General features: G+C 60.7%; 20 protein-coding genes and 1 riboswitch. Of the genes, 11 read left to right on the forward strand and 9 right to left on the reverse strand.

Annotated elements, in window-relative coordinates; translation table 11 throughout:
- Positions 1–31: 31 nt before the first annotated feature.
- Positions 32–1,165, reverse strand: a complete 1,134-nt coding sequence (locus tag JZX88_RS11570) for an ABC transporter substrate-binding protein (RefSeq protein ID WP_065117515.1) — start codon at positions 1,163–1,165, stop codon at positions 32–34.
- A 113-nt stretch (positions 1,166–1,278) separates the two neighbouring features.
- Here JZX88_RS11570 and JZX88_RS11575 point away from each other — a divergent pair, with 113 nt between their 5' ends.
- Positions 1,279–2,103 (forward strand): class I SAM-dependent methyltransferase, encoded by an 825-nt coding sequence (locus JZX88_RS11575; RefSeq protein ID WP_206913646.1) that lies wholly within the window; start codon positions 1,279–1,281, stop codon positions 2,101–2,103.
- Positions 2,104–2,317: 214 nt separating this feature from the next.
- Here the strand turns inward: JZX88_RS11575 and JZX88_RS11580 are convergent, their stop codons facing one another.
- The 5 genes from JZX88_RS11580 to JZX88_RS11600 all read right to left on the reverse strand — a co-directional run bounded on the left by JZX88_RS11580 (position 2,318) and on the right by JZX88_RS11600 (position 7,042).
- Positions 2,318–2,791, reverse strand: coding sequence for a pseudoazurin (locus JZX88_RS11580; RefSeq protein WP_206913647.1), 474 nt, complete (start codon positions 2,789–2,791; stop codon positions 2,318–2,320).
- Complete coding sequence (locus tag JZX88_RS11585; RefSeq protein WP_206913649.1) at positions 2,788–3,588, reverse strand: ABC transporter ATP-binding protein; 801 nt, start codon at positions 3,586–3,588, stop codon at positions 2,788–2,790. The genes JZX88_RS11580 and JZX88_RS11585 overlap by 4 nt, the downstream gene beginning before the upstream one ends.
- Positions 3,585–4,613, reverse strand: coding sequence for an iron ABC transporter permease (locus JZX88_RS11590; protein ID WP_110757893.1), 1,029 nt, complete (start codon positions 4,611–4,613; stop codon positions 3,585–3,587). Before JZX88_RS11590 ends, JZX88_RS11585 begins: the two co-directional genes overlap by 4 nt.
- Complete coding sequence (locus JZX88_RS11595; RefSeq protein ID WP_206913650.1) at positions 4,610–5,641, reverse strand: ABC transporter substrate-binding protein; 1,032 nt, start codon at positions 5,639–5,641, stop codon at positions 4,610–4,612. Before JZX88_RS11595 ends, JZX88_RS11590 begins: the two co-directional genes overlap by 4 nt.
- A 159-nt stretch (positions 5,642–5,800) precedes the next feature.
- A riboswitch (cobalamin riboswitch) is annotated at positions 5,801–6,036 on the reverse strand.
- 127 nt (positions 6,037–6,163) lie between these two features.
- Positions 6,164–7,042: a GNAT family N-acetyltransferase gene (locus tag JZX88_RS11600; protein WP_206913652.1), complete on the reverse strand. Its 879-nt coding sequence runs from the start codon at positions 7,040–7,042 to the stop codon at positions 6,164–6,166.
- A gap of 231 nt (positions 7,043–7,273) precedes the next feature.
- Between JZX88_RS11600 and argE the strand changes: the two genes are divergently transcribed.
- The 6 genes from argE (at position 7,274) to JZX88_RS11630 (ending at position 13,912) form a co-directional block, all read left to right on the forward strand.
- Positions 7,274–8,398: an acetylornithine deacetylase gene (gene argE, locus JZX88_RS11605; RefSeq protein WP_206913654.1), complete on the forward strand. Its 1,125-nt coding sequence runs from the start codon at positions 7,274–7,276 to the stop codon at positions 8,396–8,398.
- An 18-nt stretch (positions 8,399–8,416) separates the two neighbouring features.
- Entirely contained in the window at positions 8,417–9,343 is a 927-nt protein-coding gene (locus tag JZX88_RS11610) for a glyoxylate/hydroxypyruvate reductase A (RefSeq protein WP_206913655.1), read from the forward strand.
- Between the two features lie 28 nt (positions 9,344–9,371).
- On the forward strand, positions 9,372–9,728 hold the full coding sequence (locus tag JZX88_RS11615; protein ID WP_004438300.1) for a cupin domain-containing protein: 357 nt from the start codon (positions 9,372–9,374) through the stop codon (positions 9,726–9,728).
- Positions 9,729–9,918: 190 nt separating this feature from the next.
- Positions 9,919–11,382: an aldehyde dehydrogenase gene (locus tag JZX88_RS11620; protein ID WP_206913657.1), complete on the forward strand. Its 1,464-nt coding sequence runs from the start codon at positions 9,919–9,921 to the stop codon at positions 11,380–11,382.
- A 13-nt stretch (positions 11,383–11,395) separates the two neighbouring features.
- A complete protein-coding gene (locus JZX88_RS11625; protein ID WP_206913659.1) occupies positions 11,396–12,439 on the forward strand; it encodes a tartrate dehydrogenase in 1,044 nt (347 codons plus the stop codon).
- Positions 12,440–12,454: 15 nt separating this feature from the next.
- Positions 12,455–13,912 (forward strand): NAD-dependent succinate-semialdehyde dehydrogenase, encoded by a 1,458-nt coding sequence (locus tag JZX88_RS11630; RefSeq protein WP_206913661.1) that lies wholly within the window; start codon positions 12,455–12,457, stop codon positions 13,910–13,912.
- Positions 13,913–14,131: 219 nt separating this feature from the next.
- Here JZX88_RS11630 and JZX88_RS11635 read toward each other — a convergent pair whose 3' ends face one another.
- From JZX88_RS11635 to JZX88_RS11645, 3 genes are read right to left on the reverse strand one after another with little or no spacing between them, the layout of a single operon-like run.
- On the reverse strand, positions 14,132–15,406 hold the full coding sequence (locus JZX88_RS11635; protein ID WP_206913662.1) for an FAD-binding oxidoreductase: 1,275 nt from the start codon (positions 15,404–15,406) through the stop codon (positions 14,132–14,134).
- Positions 15,407–15,421: 15 nt separating this feature from the next.
- On the reverse strand, positions 15,422–16,090 hold the full coding sequence (locus tag JZX88_RS11640) for a haloacid dehalogenase type II (protein WP_206913666.1): 669 nt from the start codon (positions 16,088–16,090) through the stop codon (positions 15,422–15,424).
- A complete protein-coding gene (locus tag JZX88_RS11645) occupies positions 16,087–16,416 on the reverse strand; it encodes a hypothetical protein (protein ID WP_206913667.1) in 330 nt (109 codons plus the stop codon). The genes JZX88_RS11640 and JZX88_RS11645 overlap by 4 nt, the downstream gene beginning before the upstream one ends.
- Here JZX88_RS11645 and JZX88_RS11650 point away from each other — a divergent pair.
- From JZX88_RS11650 to JZX88_RS11665, 4 genes are all read left to right on the forward strand, one after another.
- A complete protein-coding gene (locus JZX88_RS11650) occupies positions 16,415–17,251 on the forward strand; it encodes a GNAT family N-acetyltransferase (protein ID WP_206913668.1) in 837 nt (278 codons plus the stop codon). The two genes, JZX88_RS11645 and JZX88_RS11650, sit on opposite strands and share 2 nt — an antisense overlap.
- A 15-nt stretch (positions 17,252–17,266) precedes the next feature.
- A complete protein-coding gene (locus tag JZX88_RS11655; RefSeq protein WP_110757875.1) occupies positions 17,267–18,640 on the forward strand; it encodes an aspartate aminotransferase family protein in 1,374 nt (457 codons plus the stop codon).
- 257 nt (positions 18,641–18,897) lie between these two features.
- Positions 18,898–19,611 carry an HAD-IA family hydrolase gene (locus JZX88_RS11660; RefSeq protein WP_065117498.1) on the forward strand — a complete coding sequence of 238 codons (714 nt, stop codon included), beginning with the start codon at positions 18,898–18,900 and terminating at the stop codon, positions 19,609–19,611.
- A gap of 95 nt (positions 19,612–19,706) precedes the next feature.
- Positions 19,707–21,317 carry an ABC transporter substrate-binding protein gene (locus JZX88_RS11665; RefSeq protein WP_052818935.1) on the forward strand — a complete coding sequence of 537 codons (1,611 nt, stop codon included), beginning with the start codon at positions 19,707–19,709 and terminating at the stop codon, positions 21,315–21,317.
- Positions 21,318–21,410: the final 93 nt, after the last annotated feature.

Genomic DNA, 21,410 nt, shown 5'->3' on the forward strand with positions numbered 1-21,410 from the left:
ACGGACGGCGCTCCTCTTCACCGTCCCTGTCTTATTTTGCGTCCTTCAGCGACACGAAGTAGCCAGGCTTGTAGTCAAGCGGCAGGAAGCGGGCATGCAATTCCTTGAAGGTCGCCTCGGGATCGAGATCCCCAAAGAGATCAGGATGCAGCCACTTGGCAATTTCCTGAATGGCCACGAACTGGTACGGGTTGTTGTAGAACTGGTGCCAGATGGCGTGGACATTGCCATCCTTCACCGCCTGCACGCCGGTAAAGGCCGGACGCTTGGTCAGGTTTTCCAGCTTGCGATGGGCTTCCTTCACATCCGCGCCATAACCGACGCCGACCCAGTTGCCGCCGGGAACGTAACCGTTCCAGTTGCCGCCGGTGATGATGATCTGTTCCGGGTTGGAAGCGATGATCTGTTCCGGATTGACGGTGCCAAAGGTGCCGGGAATGATGTCTTTCGCCATGTTGATGCCGCCGGCAAGTTCGACCATCTTGCCGAAGTTTTCATCGCCGAAGGACATGCAGCAATCGTCGGAATAACCGCCGGCGCGCTCGACGAAGACGACGGGCTTCTTCGGATTGGCCTTTTCAAGCGTATCGGTGACCTTGGCGATGGAGTCAGCACGGAACTTGATGAAGTCCTCGGCGATCTTTTCCTTGCCGGTCAGCTTGCCCATCAGGCGCATGCTCGGCTCGGTATTTTCCATCGGCTTTTCGCGGAAATCGACATAGACCAACGGAATGCCGACCTTGGCGAGCTTTTCGATGTAGCCGGCCTCTTCGGTCGCCGTCTTGGCGTCGATATTCATCAGGATCACGTCGGGCTTCAGCGCAACGGCCTGCTCAACGTCGAAAGTGCCGTCCTTCATGCCGCCAAAAGTCGGCAGCTTGGCAATCTCAGGATATTTGGCCAGATAGGCGTCATAGGTTTCCGGGTCGGCCTTCGCCAGATCGTCGCGCCAGCCGACCACGTGCTGGAAAGGGTTTTCCTTGTCGAGCGCCGCGAGGAAATAAATCTGCCGGCCTTCGCCCAAAATGATGTGCGAAACGGGAACATTGACTTCCACATCCCTGCCCGTCACATCCTTGACGGTGACCTTTTCGGCCAGTGCCGGCCAGGCGGCGGATACGAGAAGGCCAAGGGCAAGTGCCGCAGATTTGGCTGAGATGCGCATCGGATATTGCTCTCCAGTGTTGACTGGCGGGGCTGTATTATTTTCTGACTGTACTAGTCAACATTTATGTTTTAGAGCCATTCTCAACTGACCGGTGCATGAGCTGAAGACCAATGATCGACACTATTCAATATGGTAAGAACGACAGCCTGAGAGACGAAATCAAAGCCTATTGGTCGGGCCGCGCCGCGACCTTCGACCTTTCTCCCGGGCACGAAATTTTTTCGGAAGAGGAACGCGACGCCTGGCACGCGCTTATCCTGAAGCATCTGGGTGCCGGAGAGGGCCGCAAGGCGCTCGATCTCGCCAGCGGGACCGGTGTCATCTCGCATCTGATGGACGATCTCGGCTTTCAGGTCACGGGCATGGACTGGTCGGAGACCATGCTGGCGCTCGCCCGGGAGAAAGCGAAAAGCCGCGGGCGCACCATCCGTTTTTTTGTCGGCGACGCTGAAAACACCATGGAGCCGGATGAAAGCGCCGATGTCATCATCACCCGCCATTTAGTCTGGACACTGGTAGACCCACAGGCAAGCTTTGCCGAATGGTTCCGCGTGCTGAAACCGGGTGGACGACTGCTGATCGTCGACGGTGACTTCGTCAATGTCGGCTGGCGCGAAAAACTCGTCAAGAAACTGGCCGCGGGTCTGGAAAGCATCGGCCTCGTGAAACCGGACCAGCCGCACAAGCCGGCGGATCCGGGCAATACCTTCAACAGCATTCTTTCACGGGTCTATTTTTCCGGCGGTGCGCGGGCGGATGATGTCGCGGCGTTGCTCCGCGCAACGGGCTTCGAACCCGTCGCGGTCGATCAGGAACTTCAGGCCATCCATCGCGCCCAGTCCAAAAATTTCAGCCTGCTGAAGGGCATCCTGCGCGGCCTGCAGCACCGTTATGCCGTCTGCGCCGTGAAGCCGGATATGTCCGCGGAAGGCTGAGGGCAGTCAAAGAACTACAGTTTCTGGCCAAGTCCTTGGAAGTGATGGATTTGGTAAATCCATATCATCCGCACGCCGTCACCCCGGACCTGATCCGGGGTCTAGTGCGATCAAGTCCTTGATCGCGAAAGACACTTTCCCGGCGCAGACGCGCCGGGGCTGGATGCCGGATCAAGTCCGGCATGACGGATGAGGGAAACTCGGCGCAGAAGCCTCATTTTTCCGCTTGCTCGAAGAGATCGTCCAGCCGGGGCTTGGCGCGTCCGGGCACGTCGACCGTCCTGTAGCTCTGCGGCAAGGTCGCCTCACCCACCTTGATCAGCATGACCATGCCCATGCCGTAATGCGGCGAGCATTTGATACCGTAAAAGCCTGGCTTGTCGAAAGCAGTCTCGAATTCGTCGTTGATCCGGCTTTTGAACCCTTCGGCACCTTCGGGAACCAGGCCGTCGATGGTCGCGGCATTGTGGCTCTTGTGGGTCGGCACGAAACGCACACGGTCGCCGGGGGCGATTTCCAGAAAATCGGGTTCGAACACCATCGGGCCTTTTTCGCCCCGGTTCAGCATTTTCACCTCGAAGGTTTCGGCCATGGCATGCAAGGGAAGGCCCGTGACGAGCGCCAATGCAACTCCAGCCAGAGCGTTACGCGGCTGCACACCAAGGCGAAGCTTTTTCAATTTCATCATCGTACCAGTGCTTTCTGTGTCTGAGCGGCTATTCCATGGGCCGGCAGAAAACGAATATGGGAAAAGCCGCCCTCATCCGTGGTGACGACGGACTGCACCCCGAAAACATCGGCAATTGTCGCCGATGTGAGGACCTCGCGCGGCGGACCGGCCGCAATCATCCGCCCCTGATGCATGATGGCGACGCGGTCGCAGAACATGGCGGCGTGATTGAGATCATGCAGTGCCGCAACGACCGTCAGCCCCTGCCGGCGGACCAGATCGAGCAGGCCGATCTGGTGGCCGATATCGAGGTGATTTGTAGGTTCGTCCAGCAGCAGAATATGCGGCTGCTGCGCCAGCGCGCGGGCAATATGCAGGCGCTGGCGTTCGCCGCCGGAAAGGTGGTGCCAGCTTCGTTCTGCCTTGTCCGCCATATCGACATTGTCGAGTGCTGCATCGACGATGGCGTCGTCATTGGCCGACCAGGCGGAGAGCGGACCGAGATAGGGCGTGCGACCAAGCTCCACCGCCTGTCGCGCCGTAATTCGCTCGGTGGTTTCTGCCTGCTGCTCCACAAAGGCCAATCGACGGGCAAGATCACGCCGTCCGAAAGAGGCAAGGGCATCGTCACCAAGCGTGACGTGGCCACGGCGCGGCTTGCGGATGCCTGCCAACATGGAAAGCAGCGTGCTTTTGCCGGAACCATTCGGGCCGATAATGCCCAGAAACTCGCCGGAACCGACATCGAGAGACACGCCACGGACAATATCGACATTGCCGGCATGGAAATGCAGGTCATGGGCAGATAATTTCATGACCGCCCCCTTTTCTGCCCGAGAATGAAGGCGAAGGCGGGCGCACCGACGAGCGCGGTGATGACCCCGATCGGCAGCACCTGACCGGGAATGACGATGCGCGAGAGAATATCGGCAACGATCATGAAAACAGCACCGGTCAGCGCCGTGACCGGCAGCAATAACCCGTGGCGAACGCCGACGAAGATGCGCGCCGCATGCGGAATGACGAGACCGACAAAACCGATGGAGCCAACCAGCGACACCATCACCGCCGTCATGATCGCCGAAACCGAGATCAGCACCGCATAGGTCCGGCGCACCGGAATACCGAGCGAGGCGGCGGCCTGACCGCCGAAAGCGAAGGCATCCAGCGCCCGGGAATACCAGAGGCATACCGCAAGACCGGCAATGCTGACCGGCAAAGCCAGCCAGACATCGGGCCAGCGCACGCCGGAAAGATTGCCGAGAAGCCAGAACATAATGCCGCGCGCCTGTTCGGCATTGGCGGATTTGGTGACGATGAACGAGGTCATGGCATTGAACAGCTGCGAGCCGGCCACCCCGGCCAGAATGATGGCGCTATTGCCGTGACCAGCCCGCACCGCCAGAAGGCTGACCAGCGAGAATGCAACGAAAGCGCCGATCAGCGCCCCCGCCGGCATGGTCAGGAACCCTGCCCCGAAACCCAGAAGCGCGACCGCGACCGCCCCGGTGGAGGCGCCTGCGGAAATGCCGAGAATATAGGGATCGGCCAGCGGGTTGCGCAGAAGCGATTGCAGCACCGCGCCGGCAAGCGCCAGCGAAGCACCACAACAGGCGGCGACAACGGCGCGGCTGAGGCGGTAGCTCCAGACGATACCCTCATCCAGCGGCTCCAGCGGATAACCCGCATGGAAGACCCGGTTGGCGATGGTTTTCGCCACCACATCGAAGGGAATGGCAGTCTCGCCGATGGCCGCTCCGGCCATCAGCGCGACGAGCAGCAGGGCGAGCGCGGCAAAAGCCAGACCCGCCCTGCCGAGATGGACGGAAAAACCGTTCACTTGGCGAGGCCGGCAGCCGAAATCGCCTCGGCCAGCGTTTCAATGCCTTCGATGGTGCGGATGGTCGGGTTCATCGCCTGCGCATCCATATCGAATACATGACCTTGCTTGACGGCGGGCATGATGCTGGCGACGGGGTCGGTTGCGAGGAACTTATGCTTGACCGCAACATCATCGGCCGGGAAACGGCGGCGGTCCATTTTACCGGCGACGATGACGGACGGATTGGCCTTGGCGATGGTTTCCCAGCCGACCGTCGGCCATTCTTCATCGCTTTCGATGATATTCGTCAGCCCCAGCGCCGACATGATGTAGCCGGGGGCGCCATGGCGGCCAGCCACGTAAGGGTCGATATCCAGTTCGGCGCTAGAGAACCAGAAGACGGCGGAAATCTTGCCATTCGCCGAAGCGATCTTGGCGCGGGCCGCTTCCTCACGTTTTTTCAGATCGGCGACAACCTCTTCGCCGCGGTCCTGCACGTTGAAGATTTTGGCGAGATCGCGGATTTCCTGATAGATCAGCTCCATGGTGAAGCCGGTCTCGCGCACGCCGTCGCCGCCGCCGGAATTATCCTTGCCGACGCAATCGGCCGGCGAGGTGTAAACGGGAATACCGAGTTCGGCGAATTGCGCCGGCGTGCCGACAACACCTTCAGGGCCGATCTGCCACTGGAACTGCGTCGTTACCAGGTCCGGCCTCTTGCCGACGACGGCCTCGAAACTAGGATCATTGTCGGCCAGACGCTCCACCTTGTCGTTGGCTTCCTCGTAACCCTTCAGAACCGGGCCGATCCACAGCGCCGTGCCCACCACCCTGTCGGCAACGCCGAGGAGATAAAGAACCTCGGTCGTGCTCTGGCCGACGGATACCGTGCGCGCCGGTGCCTGTTTGAAGGTGATGTCCTGACCGCAGCTGTTGATCGTCAGGGGATAGACCGTTTCGGCAGCATGGGCGGAAACGGCGGGCAAAGCCGTAAGCGCCGCGGCCAGAAGGCCGGCATAGGCCGGCAGGCGTCCAGGATTAAACATGTGTTCTCCAGTCGAAATTAAATCGCTTGTTCCAGAGCCGCAGGCGTTAGAACGCGCAGCAACAGCGGAACGTCTTGTACGGAGAACAACGACGGGACGCAAACCAAATGTTATGAAATAACATTACAATTTCCTCCTCCGGGCTTCCCCGCCCGTAACGATGGTTCATATTTTGACGGCAGGTCTCCTGGCTCACGGATTTGCGCCGTTCATCTGCCTTCCCGCATTCCGCAGAATGCAGTGGCATGACGCCTTGAGGCGTCACGGGGATGAGCGGCAATCCGCTTACAGTTGCGGGGGCAGCCACGGCATTGGGCGATCATCATCACCCGCACCATGTTCCCTATTAATCCCTTCGCCTTTCGGCTGCAGGAACCGTCGCTTTCTCACATAAGGGGCGAGAGCCGGAGCGTCAATCGCCAAAGCATGTCTCACAAGGGTATGGAAACGTTTCTGCGACAAAGACACGCACACAGCAGGGACCCAAAGTGGGTAACATGAAGTCGATGGGAAACGAGGTGTTCAGCACAGGGATGGGCCTGCCAGAGCAAAAATCCCAGCCGAGCCGGAACCTGCCGGCTGCGGCGCATTTTTTGACATGGTCGTCAGTGTTTCAATCACCACCAGCCCGGATTGCGCCAGAAAATCGGTGAGAACACCGTCATCACGCACGGCATCGAGCCGGACAAGCTGCCCATCGAGATCGGCAAAATGCCGCCTGACCAGCGCGACTGCCTCCGCTTCCCCCTCCGCAACCACCGGTCCGATGATGTGGCCCCGCCCTGCCGCCCGCCGCAGCGCGAATGCGGCCAGACGATCCGCCTCGAACAGGCCGTAGCCGGTGTTTTCCCGCAGGAGACGCTGCAACACGCCCCGGCGTGAAACGCCGAAAGCCGTCCGGTCCAGATATTCCACGGCTGGGAGATGGTGCTCCGAAACTGGCTCGATCCTCTGTTTCTTGCCAAGCTGCGGCGCCTCGGCGGTGCAACGGGCCTTGCCGCGCAGAAGATGCACCCTTTCCGTATCCCCGGTAAAACCGAGCCCGGCAAATAGCCGCCGGGACACCTCCGTTGCATTCAGCCGCAAGGCGGCGGCAGGATATCTCGCCACAAGCTGCCGGACCAGCCAGGGTGCTACGCCCTGCCCCTGCAGGCGTGGGGAGACAATGACCATGCCTAACGTCGCAAAAGCCTGATCATAGGGAAAAAGCATGGCGGTTGCGACAACCCGGTCAATCTCGTCCAGCGCCGCAAGGCCCACACCGCACTGGCGCAGGAAACACCATTCATTGGCGTGATACCGCCATCCGACAGCCATGGAGAGGACATGCAGATGATCGGCCTCCACCTCGGCGATATCCACGGTTCGCAATTCGAAACTATCGACTTTGAGCAGCTCCATAGCAAACGGCTCTCATTCCCTCCGGTGCGGAACCTTAAGGTCCCCGCAGCCCAGCCCACGAGATCCGAAGATAACCGGCCCTGCCCGCAGGAATTTTCTGAAAGCACTGGAAGGACACAACAATCTACCGAAATCATCGGCATTTCAGCAGATAAACGCCGCCGGCCACTCTAAGCTTCTGCGGTGAATAATCCGGCCAGCGGCCAATGGGAACGACCAGCGGGGACGACCATGAACGCAATCGAAATCCTTGAGCGTCTCGTCGCCTTCCCGTCCGTTGTCGGCACCGCCAATGGCGATATTGCCGGATGGATTGCCGATTATCTGGAAAGCCAGGGCGCGAAAGTCTCGCTGCTGCCCGGACCGGAGGGTGACCGCGCCAATCTCTTCGCCACGTTCGGCCCGGCCGATCGGGCCGGTTATATCCTGTCCGGCCACATGGATGTGGTGCCGGCCGGAGAGCCGGAATGGTCTTCCGACCCTTTCACGCTGAGAACCGAAAACGACCGGCTTTACGGGCGCGGAACCACCGACATGAAAGGGTTTCTCGCCACTGTGCTCGCCGCAGCGCCGGCATTTTCGCGCATGATGCTTGAACGACCGATACACATCGCCTTTTCCTATGACGAGGAGGCGGGCTGCCGTGGCGTTCCCCATCTCATCGCCAAGCTGCCGGAACTGTGTGCCCCGCCGGCGGGCGCCATCATCGGCGAACCCAGCAATATGCGCGCCGTTCGCGCCCACAAGGGCAAGGCCGCAGCGCGCATCACCCTGCACGGCCGGTCCGGCCATTCCTCACGGCCGGATCAGGGGATAAACGCCATTCACCTGATGACCGGCATCATGTCAAAAGCAGTCGAAACCGCCGATACGCTGACGCGGGGACCGTTCGAAGCGACCTTCGAGCCGCCCTACTCCTCCTTGCAGATCGGCACGGTCAAAGGCGGGCAGGCAATCAACATCATCCCCGATCATTGCGCAATCGAACTGGAAGCGCGGGCAATTTCGGGCGTCTCCCCGCTCGCCCTGCTGGAGCCGGTAAAAAGCGCTGTGGAAGCGCTCGCCGCAACGGGCGTCGATATCGAATGGACACCGATGAGCGCTTACCCGGCCCTGTCGCTTCCAGCCGATGCGCCGCTTGCTTTGCTTCTGGAGGAACTGACCGGCACCGCCAACCTCGCAGCCGTAAGCTACGGAACGGAGGCCGGGCTTTTCCAGGCGGCGGGCATAGATGCCATCATTTGCGGCCCGGGCGATATCGGCCGCGCCCACAAGCCGGACGAATTCATAACCGCGAGCGAACTTTTTGCCAGCCAGTCGATGCTGGAAACACTCGGCCGCCGCTGCGCCGCTTAACCGAACGACGGGTTTCAGATGACGTTTCTCTTCAATTCCGACGCAAAGCGCGGCGAAATCTTCCGGCAGGCTCTCGCCACCGAACTGCCGGACCTGCCGTTTTCGATGGATGCCGCCACTGTCGATCCCGATGCGGTGCGTTACCTCATTACATGGACGGTGCCAGAGGATATCGCGCGTTACCGCAATCTCGAAATCCTGTTTTCGATAGGCGCGGGTGTCGACCAGTTTCACATCGATGCAATCCCGGAAACGGTGAAGGTCGTGCGCATGGTGGATGAAGGCATCATTCGCATGATGCAGGAATATGTCTGCCTCGGCGTGCTTGCCCTTCACCGCAACCTGCTGGCCTATCTGGAACAGCAGCGCCAGCACCTATGGAAAGCCCTGCCGGGCCAGCGGCAGGCGGAGGAATGCCGGGTCGGCGTTCTCGGCCTCGGCATGCTGGGCGTTGCGGCACTGGACCGACTGAAACCTTTCGGTTTTCCGCTTGCCGGCTGGAGCCGTTCTCCGCGCCAGATCGATGGCGTCACCTGCCACCATGGCGATGATGGGCTGAAAGCCATTCTTTCCACCAGCGATATCCTCGTCTGCCTGTTGCCGCTGACGGACGAGACCGCTGGGCTTTTGAATGCCGGGCGCCTCGGCCTGCTGCCGGATGGCGCGACTCTCGTCCACGCCGGGCGCGGCAGGCAGCTCGACCATGACGCACTCCTAGATGCACTCGACAGCGGCAGGCTTTCCGGCGCTGTGATCGACGTCACAGATCCCGAGCCGTTGCCTGAGGGCCATCGTTTCTGGATCCATCCGAAAATCCTGCTGACGCCACATATTGCCAGCGTCACCCAGCCCCACTCCGCCGCCCGCACCGTCGTCGACAATATCAAACGATACGAATCCGGCCTTGAGCCGCTCGGGCTCGTTGACCGCAGCCGCGGATATTGATCATCCCCCATCTCAGAAAGGAAAATCCATGCCGCTTCTCAAGCCCATCGACACCAATCCCGATTTCGAGCCGAAGGCCTCCAAGGCCCTGCCGGAACGCCTGATTGCCGGCGACCCTTCATTCAAGACCTGGGCGCTGGACGAAGCCCGCGATGGAACCGTAAAGACCGGCATCTGGGAAGCGACCCCGGGCGAAAGCCGTTCCATCAAGGGCGAGACCTTCGAGTTTTGCCATATTCTGGCCGGCGTCATCGAAATCACCCCTGATGGCGGCGAACCGCAGCGTTATACGGCTGGCGACAGCTTCGTCATGAAGCCCGGTTTCGTTGGCGTCTGGAAGACCATAGAAACAGTGCGCAAGATCTACGTCACCGTGAATGGATGAGGTAAAACCCGCGTTTTTTTGAGGTCGCTCACGGTAGCAGCCAGAAACACACGACGGGCAGCGCGCCGCAAAAGATTGCGCTGTCTGTCGGCAACAAAACGGGATTTTCATTCATCGCCCGCGCCACAGTCGGTCGATTTCGCTTGGCGGCAGGGATTAGCTTTAAGGGCATATCCACAGAGGATTTCCCATGACGCTCAGCTTCGATCCAGACAGCCTGTCTTTGCCAATTGGCCATTTCATCGGCGACCGGCTGATCCCGGCTAAAGACGGCATCGACATGCACCGCCCATCGGACGGCATGGAATATGCCGGCTGCCCGAAGGCGGATGCGACGCTGGTGGACGAGGCGGTGCAAACCGCAAAGGCGGCGCTGAAGAGCAGCAACTGGGGCGGCGTTCGCCCGCGCGAGCGCACCAGGGTCTTGCAGCGCTGGGCCGACCTGATCGAAGCGGAAGCCGAGACCTTGGCGAAAATCGAGGCACTGTCCTCGACACGGCCGGTGGGCCAGCTGATTGCCGGCGACATCGCCGTCACCGCCGAGCAGATCCGTTTCTTCGCCGAATTCGCCGACAAGGAAGGCGGCGATCTGGTGCCGACCGACGACAGCAGCCTCGGCATGATCATGACCGAGCCCTATGGCGTTGTCGGCGCGATCACGCCCTGGAATTTCCCCGTCTCCATGGCCGGCTGGAAGCTCGGCCCTGCGCTGGCGGCCGGTAATGCCGTGGTGCTGAAACCCTCGGAAATCACCCCCTTCTCCAGCATTTTCATGGCGCAGCTGGCGATCAAGGCAGGGCTGCCCGCCGGCCTCATCAATATCGTGCTGGGTGACGGGCCGGTGACCGGCAATGCCATCACCGGGCACCCTGATATCTCCAAGGTCAGTTTCACCGGCTCCACCGCTGCGGGCGCCGCCATCATGGCCAATATCGCCCGCACCGGCATCAAACCCATGACGCTGGAACTCGGTGGCAAGAGCCCGCAGCTGGTCTTTGCCGATGCCGACATCGAAAAAGCGGCGGCAGCGATTGCCGGCAATATTCTTTCCAATGCCGGGCAGGCCTGTGTTGCCGGCTCACGGATCATCGTCGAGGAAGCGGCGGCAGATGCCCTTTCCGCCGCCATCATCGCCCGCATGAAGGCGGTAAAGCCCGGCCCGACATGGGACGAGACGACACAATATTCGCCGATCATTTCCGAGGTACAGCGCAAGCGTATCGATGGCATCGTGCAGGCAGCTGTCGCCCATGGTGGCGAGTGCCTGACGGGCGGCGCGATCATGGACGGGCCCGGTTATTTCTACCAGCCGACGCTGATCGCCAATGTCGACCAGACCTCGCCCGCCGTAACCGAGGAAATCTTCGGGCCGGTGCTGACGTTGCAAACCTTCCGCACGGAAGAGGAGGCTCTGGCGCTTTCCGATCATCCGACCTACGGTCTGGCGGCAGGCCTTTTCAGCCGGGATATTTCGCGCGTCATGCGCCTGTCGCGCGCCATTCAGGCGGGAACGATCTGGGTCAACCGTTATGGCCGTTCGCGCGACCACATATTGCCAACCGGCGGGTACAAACGCTCCGGCATCGGTAAGGACCTCGGGCGGGAGGCCTATCTCGCCAACCGCAAGAGCAAAAGCGTCCTGATTGGACTGTAACAGGGGAAATCTTTTGAAAACGCATCGCATCGCACTTATTCCCGGAGACGGCATCGGCAAAAGCGTGACGGACGCCGCGTGGCAGGTGCTCAACGCCGCCGCCAAAACCTCCGGTTTTGCGCTTGAAGGCACCGAGTTCCCCTGGTCCTGCGCCTTCTACAAGGAAACCGGCGCGATGATGCCCAAGGACGGCATCGAGACCCTGCGCGGTTTCGACGCCATTCTGCTCGGCGCCGTCGGCTGGCCGGCGCAGGTGCCGGATTCGGTGTCGCTGCACGGCCTGCTGCTGCCGATCCGCAAGGCCTTCGTGCAATATGCCAATATCCGCCCGCACCGGCTTCTGCCCGGGGTGCAGGGACCTTTGAAGGCCGATGGCTTCGACATTCTCTGCATCCGTGAAAACACAGAAGGCGAATATTCCGGCGCCGGCGGGCGTGTGCATCAGGGCACGGACGACGAGGTGGCCGTCGAAACCTCGATCTTCACCCGCAAGGGCGTCGAGCGCATTTTGCGCTTCGGCTTCGAACAGGCACAAAAGCGGCGTGGCAAGCTTGCCTCCGTCACCAAGTCGAACGCCCAGAAATATTCGATGGTGTTCTGGGACGAGGTGACCCACAAGCTTGCGGCAGAATATCCTGACGTCGAGGTTTCGAGCTATCACATCGACGCCATGGCGGCGCGTATGGTGATGGCCCCGGAAAGCCTCGATGTCGTGGTCGCCTCTAATCTCTTCGGCGATATCTTGACCGATCTGGGTGCCGCGATTCAGGGCGGCCTCGGTTTTGCGGCCTCCGCCAATATCAACCCTGATCGTAACGCGCCGTCCATGTTCGAGCCGGTGCACGGTTCGGCTCCTGACATAGCTCATCTCGGCATTGCCAATCCCATCGCCGCCATCTGGTCCGGTGCGATGATGCTGGAGCATCTCGGCGAAAAGGATGCCTCGGCGAAGATCATGACGGCGCTGGAAACGGCGACCGGCCGGGGCGTTGGCACCGTGCCGGGCAAGGACAAGACGGACGCCATAACGGCTGCGGTTCTCGCGGCACTCGACTGATTTCGGAGACAGATGATGCAGGGATTGAAGGACAAGGACCTCTTCCGCCAGACAGGTTTGATCGGCGACGCATGGAAGGCTGCGGCATCGGGCAAGGTGGTCGACGTGATTGATCCCGCCACACAGGCGGTGATCGGCACCGTGCCTGACATGGGCGGGACGGAAACCCGCGCGGCGATCGAAGCCGCCAACGCCGCTTTCGGACCATGGAAGAAGAAAACCCATGCGGAGCGCGCAGCGCTTCTCGAAAAATGGTTCGCACTGATGATCGAACATATCGATGATCTCGGCCTGATCCTCACCACCGAACAGGGCAAGCCTCTTGAAGAGGCGAAGGGAGAAATCCGTTACGGCGCATCCTTCGTCAAATGGTTTGCGGAAGAAGCCCGGCGCATCAGCGGCGGCACAATCCCCTCGCCGACGCCGGATCGGCGCATTGTGGTGCTGAAAGAACCGGTCGGTGTCTGCGGCATCATCACGCCGTGGAATTTCCCGAATGCGATGATCACCCGCAAGGTTGCGCCGGCCCTTGCCGCCGGCTGCACCGTGGTCATCAAGCCATCGGAATTCACGCCCTATTCGGCGCTGGCGCTTGGCGTTCTTGCCGAGCGGGCCGGCATTCCCGCAGGCGTCATCAACATCGTCACCGGCATGCCGACTGATATCGGCAACGAAATCATGGCCAATGAGACGGTGCGGAAAATTTCCTTCACCGGCTCCACCCGCGTCGGCTCCCTTTTGATGCGCGGCGCGGCCGACAGCATCAAGCGGCTATCGCTGGAACTTGGCGGCAACGCGCCCTTCATCGTGTTCGACGATGCCGATCTGGATTTGGCCATCGAAGGCGCACTCATCTCGAAATTTCGCAATGGCGGCCAGACCTGTGTCTGCGCCAATCGCATTCTGGTTCAGTCGGGCGTCTACGATGCTTTTGCGAAAAAACTGGCTGACCGTGTCGATGCCATGCGCGTCGGACCCGGAACGGAGCCGGGCGTTGCCATCGGCCCGATGATCAACGAACCGGCCATCGCCAAGATCCGCGCCCATGTCGATGACGCCATCTCCAAGGGTGCGACGATCATCACCAAGCCGCATGATCTGCCGGATGGTCCGCAATATACCGCTCCGGTGGTGCTGACCGGCGCGACCACCGCCATGCGGCTGGCAAGCGAAGAGACCTTCGGTCCGGTGGCGCCGCTTTTCCGTTTCGAGACGGAAGAGGAAGCGCTCGCCATCGCCAACGGCACGCCCTTTGGCCTTGCCGCCTATTTCTACACCGAGAGCCTCAAACGCGCCTGGCGCGTGGGCGAAGCGCTGGAATTCGGCATGGTCGGCCTCAACACCGGCGCGATCTCCACCGAAGTGGCACCCTTCGGCGGCGTCAAACAATCCGGCCTCGGCCGTGAAGGCGCGCAGGTCGGTATCGAGGAATATCTGGAAATCAAGACGTTCCACATCGGCGGGCTCGCCTGAGCCTTCGGCCTTTCTCCCCGCCTCAAGGGCCGCTAAGCGGCCCTTCTTTTTGTGCGTGTGGAACTGAAAAAGCCGCAGCATTTACACTCCGTCACCCCGGACTTGATCCGGGGTCCAGTACGATCAAGTCCTTGATCGCAGAAGACTCTTTCACCGCGCAGACGCGCGGTGGCTGGATGCCGGATCAAGTCCGGCATGACGGAAGAACAAAAAGCCCTGTTACTGAAACTTGTCCAGCATCTTGTAATAATAGCCCACCAGCGGCAGAAACCACGGTTTGCCGAAATGGCCCGGCACCGCCGGCCAGTCCAGCCCCTTCAGCGGGTTGTTGTCCGGCCGGCCCAGAATGGCATCGGCCATGATCATGCCAAGATGGGTGGAGAGCTGGGCGCCGTGGCCGGAATAACCCATGGCGTACCAGAGGCCGTCATGAAAACCCGCGCGCGGATAACGGTCCTTGGTCATATCCACCAGACCGCCCCAGCAATAATCGATCGGCACATGAGAGAGCTGCGGGAAGATGCGGTGCAGGGCTTCCGTCAGGATCGCGCCGCTCTTGGCATCCGAACGCTGGTCGGATGTGGCGGAAAAACGCGCACGGCCACCGAAGATCAGCCGATTATCCGGGGCAAGCCGGAAATAATTGCCGATATTCATCGAGTTGACATAGGTGCGGTTGCCCGGAACCGAGGCCTGAACCTCAGCATCCGTCAGCGGCCGTGTGGCGATGATGAAACTGCCGACAGCGATGATGCGGCGGCGGAAATAACCGAAGCCGGAGGGCGTATAAGCGCCGGTCGCCACCAGAACATTGTCGGCCGTCACCTTGCCGCGCGGGGTTTCCAGTTCGTGGGTCCTGCCGTTCTGGATGTGCTTCGTCACCGCCGCATTTTCGAAGATCACCGCGCCGTGACGGCTGGCGGCCTCGGCAAGGCCGGCCACATAGCGCCCCATATGCATCATGGCGCTCTTCTTCGACAGCATGCCGCCATAAAAGGGTGAGCCGATTTCCGCCTTGAGATCGGCGACGGACAGAAGTGCCGTGTCGGGATCGACCTCGCCATGCAATGCCTCGAAATTCTTCGCCAGACCTTCGAAATGCTGCGGCTTGGAGGCGAGTTTCAGCTTGCCCGAACGGCGAAAATTGCAGTCGATCCCCTCTTCGGCAATCAGTGCCTCCAGCGTATCGACTGAATCATCCAGCGCCTGGTAAAGGGCGATGGCGCGCTCCTTGCCAAGTTCCGCCTTGGCGGAGAGATAGGAATGGGCAAGACCATTGTTGAGGTGCCCACCATTGCGGCCGGAGGCACCCCAGCCGACACGTTCGCCCTCCAGAACCACCACGCGCGCGCCAGCCCTGGCAAGCTGGCGCGCGGCACCGAGACCGGTGAAACCACCGCCGATGACGGCGACATCATAATGGCCTTCGACGGGACCTTGCGCCGCCCCCGCAAACAGGGGCGCCGTGTCGTGCCAATAGGAAACGAACTTCATGGTCCCGACCTTTCCTTACAATCCAACCACGCCTGCCAGGCCGGAAATATCCGATATCTCGACATAACCGTAATAGGGGTTGGCCGGCTCGTGACCGCGGTTGACCCAGACCTTGTTCTTGATGCCGAGATCGTGGGCCGACATCAGGTCGTAACGGAAGGAGGAGGAGACATGCAGCATGTCTTCGGGGCCGCAGCCGAGCATGTCGAACATATATTCGAAAGCCTTGAAGCGCGGCTTGTAGGCCTGCGCCTGCTCAGCCGTATAGACCGCATGGAAAGGCGCGCCGAGCTTTTCGACATTCGACATGATCTGCGAATTCATGGCGTTGGACAAGATAACCAGCGGAATCTCTTTCGCCACCTTTGCAAGACCGGCCGGCACATCGGCATGCGGACCCCAGGTCGGAACACGCTCGTAAACGAAGGTCGCGTCCTCATCCTTGAAAGCAACGCCATTGCGCTTGCAGGTACGCGAGAGCGAATTATGAACCACCTGGGCATAGGGCTTCCAGTCGCCCATGATCTCATCCAGACGATAAGCCGAAAAATTCTTGATGAACTGCTGCATCTGCGCTTCGTCCAGACGATCGCCATAGAGATCGCGGGCCGCTTCGGCCATCTGGAAATTGATCAGCGTGCCGTAGCAATCGAAGGAAATGTATTTCGGGCGGAAGATGGTCATGTCGTCGTCATCCTTGCTTGGGGATCGGGCGTGGCCGGAATAATGAGATCATAGAAAGCCTTTGTCCGGTCGGCGCACCGCAATTGCCGGTCGCGAAAGCAGATTGTTGCGTATGCAGCCGCCAGTTTGGCAGAGAGTTGCGTATGGAGAAACCGAAAGCCGTCGCCCATGCCCGGTTTGAGTCCGGATGTGGACAACAGGCGGCATAAGATGCGGCGGCGGATAAAAGCAACAGCGAAACATATCGAACCTTCCCATTTGTCGGGACAATCTTCTTCAGACGTCAGTCTATCAATGAATAACAAGAGCAAACGGAGTTCCGGCATGCAGGCCAGCCCCATCGCAATCCAGTCTTTTCAACCCGAGCATCTCGATGCCGCCGTCGAATTGTCACGTCAGGCAGGATGGCCGCACCGCAGGGAAGACTGGGCGCTCGTCCTTTCGCTGAGCAAGGGTTTCGTCGCGCTGGAAAACGGTCGCGTCGTGGGAACCGCGATGGCGACACTTCTTGGAAATGACTGCGCCACCGTCAATATGGTGATCGTGGATGAAACGATGCGCGGCCGCGGCCTCGGGCGCCAGCTGATGCGGGCGGCAATGGATGCAGCGGAAAATCGCGAGTGCCGTCTGGTCGCAACGGCTGATGGCCTGCCGCTTTACGAAAAGCTGGGCTTTGCCGCTTTCGGCGAGGTGCTTCAGCATCAGGGCACTCCGGCCGCAACGGAAAGGCCGGCCGATGTGGCATGGGCAGAAACCGTCGCTCCGGCCACGCTTGCAGCACTTGATGCGCAGGCTTTCGGCGCGGATCGCACGGCGCTTTTTGCAGCCCTTGCGGAGAGGGCGCGTTTCGCGCTGGTAAAGGAACAGGGTGTCATCAAGGGATTTGCCGCGCTCCGCGCCTTCGGACGCGGCGAAGTCATCGGCCCAGTTGTGGCGGAAAATGCTGAAATCGCTAGAGATTTGATCGCGTTCATCCTGTCCGAGCGCCCCGGCGCCTTCCTGCGCGTCGATACCACCGCCGATACGGGCCTTGCACCCTGGCTCGCTGAAAAAGGTCTTGGCCATGTCGGTGGCGGCATCGCCATGCGCCGGCCGAAGGCCGACATCGCCCCCGACAGAAAACTGAAAACATTCGCATTGACCAGCCAGGCACTTGGCTGAATCCGGAGAGACCTCATGTTAAGCAATTCCCTGATCGAACTGGACCGCGCCCACCTTGTCCACCCCGTCTCGTCTTTCCGCGGCCATGAGAAGCTCGGCGTGCGGGTGCTGCAATCAGCAAACGGCGCCACCGTCACCGACATGACCGGCCACCAGCTCATCGACGGTTTTGCCGGCCTATGGTGCGTCAATGCAGGTTACGGGCATGAGAGCATCGTCGAGGCCGCGACAAAACAGATGCGGGAATTGCCCTATGCCACCGCCTATTTCGACATTGGCAGCGAACCGGCGATCCGCCTTGCCTCCGAACTTGCCGACCGCGCGCCGGGCGACCTCAACCACGTCTATTTCACGCTTGGCGGTTCCGATGCGGTGGACAGCACCATTCGCTTCATCCGTTATTACTGGCACGCCAAGGGTGAGCCGCAGCGCGACCAGTTCATTTCCATCGAACAGGGTTATCACGGCTCCACCACGGCCGGTTCGGGCCTCACCGCCCTGCCCGCCTTCCATGCCGGTTTTGGCGTGCCTTACGACTGGCAGCATAAAATCCCGTCGCATTATGCCTACCGTAACCCGGTCGGAAGCGACCCGGCCGCCATCATCGCCTCTTCGCTGCAAATCCTGAAGGACAAGATCGAGGCCATCGGGCCGGACCGCGTCGCCGCCTTTTACGCGGAACCCATTCAGGGCTCGGGTGGCGTTCTCGTGCCGCCGCCGGGCTGGATCAAGGCCATGCGCGAACTCTGCCGATCCTATGGCATCCTCTTCATCGCCGACGAGGTGATTACCGGTTTTGGCCGCACCGGGCCCCTCTTCGCCTGCACCGACGAGGACATCGTGCCGGACTTCATCACCGCCGCGAAGGGCCTCACCTCCGGCTATGTGCCGATGGGCGCGGTGTTCATGGCCGATCATGTCTATGATACAATAGCCGACTTCGCCGGCGAAGCGGCGATCGGGCATGGTTACACCTATTCCGCCCACCCCGTCAGCGCCGCCGTCGGGCTGGAAGTGCTGAAGCTTTATGAAGGCGGACTGCTGGAAAATGGCCGCCGCGCCGGGGCGCGGCTGATGGCCGGGCTGGAGGGCCTGAGAAGCCACCCGCTGGTGGGCGATGTTCGTGGCCGTGGCATGCTCGCCGCTGTCGAGCTCGTGACCGACAAGGAAAAAAAGACCCCGCTGCCGGCCGCCGCCGCACCGGCCCGCAAGGTTTTCGACCGTGCCTGGGAAAACGGCCTCATCGTCAGGGCCTTCGCGAACGGTATTCTCGGTTATGCGCCGCCACTCTGCTGCACCGACAGTGAAATCGATGCGATCATCGAGCGGACGTTGAAAACCCTGAACCAGACGCTCGAGGACCCGGCGGTGCGGGCGGCAATGGCCTGAAGCACCGGCACGGCGGCATCGCGACACCACCTCGAAATGTCGCAACACACCACATATTCGCAATATTCTGCCGAAGAGCCGATCCATTTCGGCGAATCCGGTGTGCTGGAAGTGCCAAACTATCCTTAGAAAAAGCACAAAGCGCCATGAAAACCGGCGTTTTCAAAAATAGGAACGGGACAAGGATCTCGTCCGGGAACAAAATAAAATGCCGCAACCTCCCCCAAGAGGACGAGGCGGCAGAGCGGAGACCGACATTGCCCAAAAAATTGAGCGACTTCAAATATATGAGCTTCGATGTGGTGGGAACTCTCATCGATTTCGAAGGGGGTCTGAAATCGACCCTGACGCAGATCGGCGCTGAGAATGGCGTCGAAGTCGATGGTGAAAAGGCGCTCGGCCTTTACCGCGCGGCCCGTTATTCAGACGCGACAGACCTTTTTCCGGACGATCTCGTCCGCGTGTATCTCATCATCGCTCCGCAACTTGGCTTGCCGGCAGAACGTGCTCTTGGCGAACGCCTGCGCGACGCCGCCAAGAACTGGAAGGGGTTCGAAGACAGCCGTGCCGCCATGGCGCAGCTTGCAAAGACACACCGCCTCATCGCCATGACCAATGCCCAGCGCTGGGCCTTCGAACATTTCTCGAAAGAACTCGGCAATCCCTTCCACGCCGCTTTCACGGCGGATGATACCGGCACCGAAAAACCGGACCCGGCCTTTTTCGAGAAGGTCTTTGCGTTTGTTGAGAGCGAGGGCGCCTCGAAGGACGACATCCTGCATGTCGCGCAAAGCCAGTACCACGATATCGGCATTTCCCGGAAGTTGGGCATGACCAATTGCTGGATTGAGCGCCGCCACGACCAGAAGGGATATGGCGGCACGATCGAGCCGGAAAACTTTACCGAGCCGGATTATCACTTCACCTCGATGGCCGGCCTTGCCGAAGCCACGAGACAGGCGGGCGGCTGAACCGCCTTCCACCAGGGGCGTGGCGCGAACTGGGACGCGGACCGCCGGGAATTTCTGCAGACACATTTCAACAAATCATACAAAAGGGGAAGACCATGAGTGACAGGATTACAAACTGGACCCGCTCCGACGATGCCGCCGTTGAACAGGCGATCCGTCGCGGCGCGACGCGGCGTGAGCTGCTTCACATGATGCTGGCCGGCGGCGTCGCCCTTTCCGCCGGTTCGGCCATTCTCGGCCGCGCCTCGCAGGCGCTCGCGGCCACCCCGGTTTCCGGCGGCACGCTGAAGGCTGCCGGCTGGTCCTCTTCCACAGCCGATACGCTCGACCCCGCAAAAGCCTCGCTTTCCACGGATTATGTCCGTTGCTGCGCGCTTTATAACCGGCTGAGCTTCCTCGATGCTTCCGGCACGCCGCAGATGGAGCTGGCCGAATCCATCGAATCCAAGGATGCCAAGACCTGGACGGTAAAACTGCGTTCCGGCGTTACCTTCCACGACGGCAAGGCGCTGACGGCCGATGACGTGGTCTATTCGCTGAAGCGCCATCTCGATCCGGCTGTCGGCTCCAAGGTCGCCAAGATCGCCGCCCAGATGACCGGCTTCAAGGCGCTCGACAAGAGTACGGTCGAGATCACGCTTGCCAGCGCCAATGCCGACCTGCCGACGATCCTTGCCATGCACCACTTCATGATCGTCGCCGACGGCGCGACCGACTTCTCCAAGGGCAACGGCACCGGCGCCTTCAAGCTAGAAACATTCGAGCCGGGTGTGCGCTCGATCATGTCCAAGAACAGCAATTACTGGAAATCCGGCGGCCCGCACGTCGACAGCTTCGAGTTCTTCGCGATCTCGGACGATAATGCCCGCGTCAATGCGCTTCTCTCCGGCGACATCCAGCTCGCGGCCGCCATCAATCCGCGCGCGCTTCGCCTGCTCGACAAGCAGGAGGGTGTCGTCCTGTCGAAGGGAACTTCCGGCAACTACACCAATCTCAACATGCGCCTCGATCAGGCTCCGGGCAACAAGGCCGATTTCATTGCCGGCATGAAATCGATCGTCAACCGTGAGCAGATCGTCAAGGCGGCCTTGCGCGGTCTTGGCGAAGTCGGCAACGACCAGCCGGTTCCGCCCATGAGCCCCTATCATAATCCGGACCTGAAGCCGAAGGCCTTCGATCCCGAGAAGGCCAAGTTCCACTTCGAGAAGGCCGGCCTCCTCGGCCAGTCCATCCCGGTCATCACCTCGGATGCGGCAAATTCGGCCATCGACATGGCAATGATCATCCAGGCCTCCGCTGCCGAAATCGGCCTCAAGCTGGATGTGCAGCGCGTTCCCGCTGACGGCTACTGGAGCAATTACTGGCTGAAAGCGCCGATCCATTTCGGCAACATCAACCCGCGCCCGACACCGGACATCCTGTTCTCGCTGCTTTATGCATCCGACGCTCCCTGGAACGAGAGCCAGTACAAGTCGGAGAAGTTCGACAAGCTGATGCTCGAGGCGCGCGGCCTGCTCGATATGGAGAAGCGCAAGCAGATCTACTTCGAGATGCAGACGATGATCGCCGACGAAGCCGGCACCATCATTCCCGCCTATCTTACCAATGTGGATGCCATCAGTTCCAAGCTGAAGGGCCTGGAAGCCAATCCGCTCGGCGGCATGATGGGTTACGCCTTTGCGGAATACGTCTGGCTCGAAGCCTGATAGACCATGGAGCCGGGCGCAAAAAAGCTGCGCCCGGCCAAGTTTTCCGCCGATGCGGAAAGCCTCCACAATCAGGCAGGTCGCAGGAGCATG

It is taken from the genome of Agrobacterium sp. OT33 (assembly GCF_017313365.1).
GTDB classification, from domain to species: domain Bacteria; phylum Pseudomonadota; class Alphaproteobacteria; order Rhizobiales; family Rhizobiaceae; genus Agrobacterium; species Agrobacterium rhizogenes_A.

Excerpts from the sequence above, each read along its gene's own strand:
- JZX88_RS11640 (WP_206913666.1), bottom strand. The coding sequence starts at position 16,090 with ATGACCATCTTCCGCCCGAAATACATTTCCTTCGATTGCTACGGCACG.
- JZX88_RS11655 (WP_110757875.1), top strand. The coding sequence starts at position 17,267 with ATGTTAAGCAATTCCCTGATCGAACTGGACCGCGCCCACCTTGTCCAC.
- JZX88_RS11575 (WP_206913646.1), top strand. The coding sequence starts at position 1,279 with ATGATCGACACTATTCAATATGGTAAGAACGACAGCCTGAGAGACGAA.
- JZX88_RS11645 (WP_206913667.1), bottom strand. The coding sequence starts at position 16,416 with ATGCCGGAACTCCGTTTGCTCTTGTTATTCATTGATAGACTGACGTCT.
- JZX88_RS11665 (WP_052818935.1), top strand. The coding sequence starts at position 19,707 with ATGAGTGACAGGATTACAAACTGGACCCGCTCCGACGATGCCGCCGTT.
- JZX88_RS11610 (WP_206913655.1), top strand. The coding sequence starts at position 8,417 with ATGACGTTTCTCTTCAATTCCGACGCAAAGCGCGGCGAAATCTTCCGG.
- JZX88_RS11635 (WP_206913662.1), bottom strand. The coding sequence starts at position 15,406 with ATGAAGTTCGTTTCCTATTGGCACGACACGGCGCCCCTGTTTGCGGGG.
- JZX88_RS11630 (WP_206913661.1), top strand. The coding sequence starts at position 12,455 with ATGCAGGGATTGAAGGACAAGGACCTCTTCCGCCAGACAGGTTTGATC.
- JZX88_RS11620 (WP_206913657.1), top strand. The coding sequence starts at position 9,919 with ATGACGCTCAGCTTCGATCCAGACAGCCTGTCTTTGCCAATTGGCCAT.
- JZX88_RS11615 (WP_004438300.1), top strand. The coding sequence starts at position 9,372 with ATGCCGCTTCTCAAGCCCATCGACACCAATCCCGATTTCGAGCCGAAG.
- JZX88_RS11580 (WP_206913647.1), bottom strand. The coding sequence starts at position 2,791 with ATGATGAAATTGAAAAAGCTTCGCCTTGGTGTGCAGCCGCGTAACGCT.
- JZX88_RS11650 (WP_206913668.1), top strand. The coding sequence starts at position 16,415 with ATGCAGGCCAGCCCCATCGCAATCCAGTCTTTTCAACCCGAGCATCTC.
- JZX88_RS11570 (WP_065117515.1), bottom strand. The coding sequence starts at position 1,165 with ATGCGCATCTCAGCCAAATCTGCGGCACTTGCCCTTGGCCTTCTCGTA.
- JZX88_RS11595 (WP_206913650.1), bottom strand. The coding sequence starts at position 5,641 with ATGTTTAATCCTGGACGCCTGCCGGCCTATGCCGGCCTTCTGGCCGCG.
- argE (WP_206913654.1), top strand. The coding sequence starts at position 7,274 with ATGAACGCAATCGAAATCCTTGAGCGTCTCGTCGCCTTCCCGTCCGTT.
- JZX88_RS11585 (WP_206913649.1), bottom strand. The coding sequence starts at position 3,588 with ATGAAATTATCTGCCCATGACCTGCATTTCCATGCCGGCAATGTCGAT.
- JZX88_RS11600 (WP_206913652.1), bottom strand. The coding sequence starts at position 7,042 with ATGGAGCTGCTCAAAGTCGATAGTTTCGAATTGCGAACCGTGGATATC.